Annotated in this window: 5 protein-coding genes; 2 read left to right on the forward strand and 3 right to left on the reverse strand. The window is 72.8% G+C overall.

Annotation, left to right across the window (positions count from 1 at the left end):
- Positions 1-101: 101 nt before the first annotated feature.
- Positions 102-1,085, reverse strand: coding sequence for an NAD(P)H-quinone oxidoreductase (locus G3I53_RS10105; protein WP_164338690.1), 984 nt, complete (start codon positions 1,083-1,085; stop codon positions 102-104).
- Positions 1,086-1,246: 161 nt separating this feature from the next.
- On the opposite strand from G3I53_RS10105, the gene G3I53_RS10110 reads away from it, so the two are divergent.
- Together G3I53_RS10110 and G3I53_RS10115 are read left to right on the forward strand one after the other, a co-directional pair.
- Complete coding sequence (locus tag G3I53_RS10110; protein WP_164338691.1) at positions 1,247-2,278, forward strand: ATP-binding cassette domain-containing protein; 1,032 nt, start codon at positions 1,247-1,249, stop codon at positions 2,276-2,278.
- A complete protein-coding gene (locus G3I53_RS10115) occupies positions 2,275-3,123 on the forward strand; it encodes an ABC transporter permease (protein ID WP_164338692.1) in 849 nt (282 codons plus the stop codon). Before G3I53_RS10110 ends, G3I53_RS10115 begins: the two co-directional genes overlap by 4 nt.
- Before the next feature lie 55 nt (positions 3,124-3,178).
- Here G3I53_RS10115 and G3I53_RS10120 read toward each other — a convergent pair whose 3' ends face one another.
- Both G3I53_RS10120 and G3I53_RS10125 read right to left on the reverse strand, forming a co-directional pair.
- On the reverse strand, positions 3,179-4,276 hold the full coding sequence (locus G3I53_RS10120) for a potassium channel family protein (RefSeq protein ID WP_164338693.1): 1,098 nt from the start codon (positions 4,274-4,276) through the stop codon (positions 3,179-3,181).
- A partial coding sequence (locus tag G3I53_RS10125; RefSeq protein ID WP_164438240.1) for a molybdopterin molybdotransferase MoeA occupies positions 4,273-5,452 on the reverse strand: 1,180 nt, incomplete at its 5' end. The genes G3I53_RS10120 and G3I53_RS10125, both read right to left, overlap by 4 nt.

Consider the following 5,452-nt stretch of genomic DNA (forward strand, 5'->3'; position numbering starts at 1 on the left):
ACACGGCGCCGCAGCGACCGGGGCGCGCGTGAGGCCGCGTACCCGTGGCGCCGCACCAGGTGGGACGCCGCGCCGGGCCGGCCGCCGACCCGCGGCAGCGGTCAGGCCGGGGGGATCAGCAGGACCTTGCCGATGTGGCCGCTGTCCTCCACCACCCGGTGCGCCGCGGCGGCGTCGGACATGGGGAGCTCCCGGTCGATCACCGGACGGACGTGGCCGCCGGCCACGAGCGGCCAGACGTGTTCCCGTACGGCGGCCACGATCGCCGCCTTCTCCGCCAGGGGGCGGGCCCGCAGCGAGGTCGCGCTGAGGGCGGCGCGCTTGGTGAGCAGGGCACCGATGTTCAGCTCGCCCTTGACGCCGCCCTGCATCCCGATGATGGCGAGGCGGCCGTTGACGGCCAGCGCACGGACGTTGCGGTCCAGGTACTTGGCGCCCATGTTGTCGAGGATGACGTCCGCTCCCGCGCCGTCCGTGGCCTTCTCCACCTCGGCCACGAAGTCCTGCTCGCGGTAGTTGATCAGGACGTCGGCGCCCAGCTCGGCACAGCGCTCCAGCTTCTCCCGGGTGCCGGCGGTGACGGCGACCCTGGCCCCGACCGCCTTGCCCAGCTGGATCGCCATGGTGCCGATGCCGCTGGAGCCGCCGTGCACGAGCAGCGTCTCGCCCGGACGCAGGTGGGCGATCATGAACACGTTGGACCAGACCGTGCAGGTCACCTCGGGCAGCGCGGCGGCCTGCCGGACGTCCAGCCCCTCCGGGACGGGAAGCAGCTGCCCGGCCGGTACGGCGACCTTCTGGGCGTAGCCGCCGCCCGAGAGCAGGGCGCAGACCTCGTCGCCCACGGCCCAGCCGGTCACCCCCGGACCCAGGGCGGTGATCCGCCCGGAGCACTCCAGACCGGGATACGGGGACGCGCCGGGCGGCGGGTTGTAGAAGCCCTGGCGCTGCAGGATGTCGGCCCGGTTGACGGCCCCGGCCACCACCTCGACGAGGACCTCGCCCTCGCCGGGCTCGGGGTCGGGGACCTCGTCCCAGACCAGTGCCTCGGGCCCACCGGGTTCGGGAATCGTGATCGCATACATGAGGGCGACGGTACTCGCCACGGTCCCCCGTCCTGGGCCTCCGGTCCTACAGCGGTCCGCCGCAGGACCGAAGTGTCGAAAAAGCACGTGCGGCAGCGATGACTTCGCGCGACCGTGGAGGTCTGATCCTGCGTGACCCACGCATGCGGAAGGAACCGAGCATGAGCACGCAATCGTCCGGCCTGGCGATCGAGACCACGGGCCTGGTCAAAACGTTCGGTGGGACCCGGGCCGTCGACGGGGTCGACCTCACGGTGCCGGTCGGCACGGTGTACGGGGTCCTCGGCCCCAACGGCGCCGGGAAGACCACCACCGTCAAGATGCTCGCCACGCTCCTGCGGCCGGACGGCGGCGAGGCCCGGGTGTTCGGCCACGACGTCGTGCGCGAGGCGGACGAGGTGCGGTCCCTGGTGAGCCTCACCGGGCAGTACGCCTCGGTGGACGAGGACCTCACGGGCACCGAGAACCTGGTCCTGCTGGCCCGCCTCCTCGGGCACCGCAAGCCGGCCGCCCACACGCGCGCCGCCCAGCTGCTGGAGGCGTTCGGCCTCACGGACGCGGCCGCGAAGCAGGTCAAGCACTACTCGGGCGGCATGCGCCGCCGCATCGACATCGCCGCGTCCATCCTCAACACGCCCGACCTGCTCTTCCTGGACGAGCCGACGACCGGCCTGGACCCGCGCAGCCGCAACCAGGTGTGGGACATCGTCCGCGCGGTGGTCGCCCAGGGCACCACGGTCCTGCTGACCACGCAGTACCTGGACGAGGCGGACCAGCTGGCGTCCCGGATCGCCGTCATCGACCGGGGCCGGGTGATCGCGGAGGGCACCAAGGGCGAGCTGAAGGCGTCCGTCGGTGCCGGTTCGGTGCATCTGCGGCTGCGCGACCCCGACCAGCGGCCACTGGCCGCGGACCTCCTGCGCCGCGCCTTCGACGCCCGGGTGCAGGCCGACGCCGACCCGGTGGCGCTGACCGCCCGCCTGAGCAGCGCCGCCGGCGAGGACACCGCCGCCGAACAGGCCGCCCGCGCCCTGAGCGAGCTGGCCGGGGCCGGCATCACCGTCGACAACTTCTCGCTCGGCCAGCCCAGCCTGGACGAGGTCTTCCTGGCCCTCACCGGGCACGACACCCACGAGCCCGGCCCCCGGCCCGCGTCCGGGGCCGACGACCAGAAGGACGAGGTGGCGGCATGAGCACCACGACGACCACCGAGAGCGTCGAACTCGCCCCGGTCAGCACCGACTCCCTCGCCGAGCTGCTGGTCGCCAAGGAGCGTCCGCCGCGGCCGAGCGCGTGGTCGGCCTCGCTGACCTTCGGCTGGCGCGCGGTCCTGAAGATCAAGCACGTGCCCGAGCAGCTCTTCGACGTCACCGCCTTCCCGATCATGATGGTGCTGATGTACACGTACCTGTTCGGCGGGGCGCTGGCCGGCTCACCGAAGGCGTACATCCAGTTCCTGCTGCCGGGCATCCTGGTGATGTCGGTCGTGATGATCACGATGTACACGGGGGTCTCGGTCAACACGGACATCGAGAAGGGTGTCTTCGACCGCTTCCGCACCCTGCCGATCTGGCGGCCGTCGACGATGGTCGGCTACCTGCTCGGCGACGCGCTGCGCTACACCCTGGCGTCCGTCGTGATGCTGACCGTCGGCATGATCCTCGGCTACCGGCCGGACGGCGGGGTGGCCGGTGTGCTCGCCGGGATCGCGCTGCTGGTGCTGTTCGCGTTCGCCTTCTCGTGGATCTGGACGATGTTCGGCCTGATGCTGCGCACCGAGAAGTCGGTGATGGGCGTCAGCATGATGGTGATCTTCCCGCTGACCTTCCTGTCCAACGTCTTCGTGGACCCCTCCACCATGCCGGGCTGGCTCCAGGCGTTCGTCAACAACAGCCCGGTCACCCACCTGGCCTCGGCCGTGCGGGGGCTGATGGCGGGCGACTGGCCGGCCGGCGAGATCGCCTGGTCGCTGGGCTGGGCGGGCCTGTTCGTGCTGGTCTTCGGTCCGATCACGATGCGGCTGTACAACCGCAAGTAGCGCTCCACGCGCCCTTTCGGATGGCCACGGGCCCCGGCGACGGCCGGGGCCCGCTTCAGTCCCGGGGGAGCGGGCGCATGTCGGGGGCGACCTGCCGGCCCTGCGTGACCCGCACGATGGTGATCAGCCGGTCCGTCAGTTCCAGGGTGCCCACGGCCGCGTCGTCGTAGCCGAGGACGCGGTGGCCGCGCAGCACGCTCACCACGAGGTCGTCGATCTCCCGCGGCGTCTTGCCCACCTCGGCCTTTATGACCGGGCGTTCGACGATGTCGAGTCCCGTGCCCTGCTGGATGAGGTCCTCCATCACCATGCCGGCGGCGGGGCTCAGCACGGAGAGGCCGAGCAGCCGGCCGGCCGCGCTGGCGCTGGTGATGACGGCGTCGGCGCCGGACTGCTTCAGCAGCGGGGCGTTCTCCTCCTCGCGCACGGCGACGACGATCTTCGCGGCCCGGTTGAGCTGGCGGGCCGTCAGCGTGACCAGGACGGCGGTGTCGTCCCGCTGGGTCGCGATGATGATCTGCTTCGCCCGGAACACCTCGGCCCGCTTGAGCACCTCGCTGCGGGTCGCGTCCCCGACGACCCCGGCGTAGCCGTCGGCCGCGGCGGCCTCGATCGCCTTGGCGCTGGGGTCCACCACCACGACCTGCTCCTTGCGGAGCCCCGTCGCGCAGACGGTCTTGATCGCCGAACGGCCCTTGGTGCCGAATCCGACGACGACGGTGTGATCACGCAACGTGGACCTCCAGCGGTTCAGTCGCCACTCCTCCCGGGTGCGTTCGGTGAGGGCCTCGAGGGTGGTGCCGACCAGGATGATCAGGAACAGGACGCGCAGCGGCGTGATGACGAAGATGTTGGTGAGCCGGGCCGCGTCGCTGACCGGGGTGATGTCGCCGTATCCGGTGGTGGAGAGGGTGACGGTCGCGTAGTAGAACGCGTCGAGCAGGTCGACCGTGCCGTCGGCGTTGTCGGTGTAGCCGTCGCGGTCGACGTAGACGACCAGCGCCGTCACCACGAGCACCACCAACGCCACCGACAGCCGTTTGGCGACCTGGCGGATCGGATGCTCCACCACCTTCCTGGGCAGCGTCACCCGATGGGTCACCAGGTGCTCGTCCGCCTGGCGGGCGATGGCGTCCTGGCCCGGAAGTTTCACGTGAAACACACCCCGATTCCGCTGGACGCCCACGGCAGATCGAGCAGTTCCGTCTCCTGTCCGGGCCGCACACCGCCCGGAGGGACCACCGCGAGCGCGTCGGCCGCCGCGACACCGCGCAGCATGGCCGGGCCGTTGTAGTGCAACGGCACGGCGTGGTCGCCGCGCAGGGCGACCGGCACGAGCCGGGTGTCGCGCGGATGTCCCTGCACCGCGTCCCGCAACGGCACGGTGTACGGCTCGGGCGCGGGGCGAGCCGCGAGGGTCCGCAGCAGGGGCTCGGCGAGCGTGAGCAGCGCCGAGACGGCGGCGAGCGGGTTTCCGGGCAGGCCGACGAGGTGCTGGGTGTCGTGGACGCGGGCCAGCAGCATGGGGTGGCCGGGGCGCACCCCGACCCCGTCCACGAGGAGTTCGGCGCCGATGCGGCGCAGGGTGGGGTGGACGTGGTCGACGGGGCCGGCGGCGGTGCCGCCGGTGGTGACGACGACCTCGGCGTCGGACGCGGTGATCGCGTCGTGGAGCGCCGCCGCGTCGTCGCCGATCCGGCGGACGGCGGTGACCTCGGCGCCCAGCGCCCGCAGCCACGGCGGCAGCATCGGGCCGAGCGCGTCCCGGATCAGCCCGTCGTGCGGCCGTCCCTCGGTGAGCAGTTCGTCGCCGAGGACGAGCACCTCGGCGCGCGGGCGGGGGACGACGGTGAGCGTGTCGTACCCGGCGGCCGCCGCGAGCCCGAGCACGGCCGGGGTCACCAGGGTGCCGACGGCCAGGAGCTGGTCGCCGCTGCGGCACTCCTGGCCGCGGGGGCGGATGTCCTGGCCGTGGGCGAGCGTGTGCGGTCCGTGGTCCGAGTCGATGTGCAGCCGCCCCTGGGCGTCGGTGCGGCCGTGCTCGCTGCGGAGCACCGCGGTGGTGTCCGCGGGGACCCGGGCTCCGGTGGCGATACGGACGGCCTCGCCGTCGGTGAGCGGCGCGTGCGCGGCATGCCCGGCGAGCACCCCCTCGTCCCGCACCTGCCACGGGCCGGGGCCGGCGACGGCCCAGCCGTCCATGGCCGAGGTGTCGAAGGAGGGCAGGTCGGTGAGGGCCGCCAGCGGGGCGGCCAGGGTCAGACCGAGGGCCGTGTCGAGCGGGACGGACACCGGGGCGCGCCGTCCGGCGCGGCCGGGGCGCCCGGCG

Origin of the sequence: Streptomyces sp. SID14436 (assembly GCF_010548465.1) — a bacterium.
Taxonomy (GTDB): domain Bacteria; phylum Actinomycetota; class Actinomycetes; order Streptomycetales; family Streptomycetaceae; genus Streptomyces.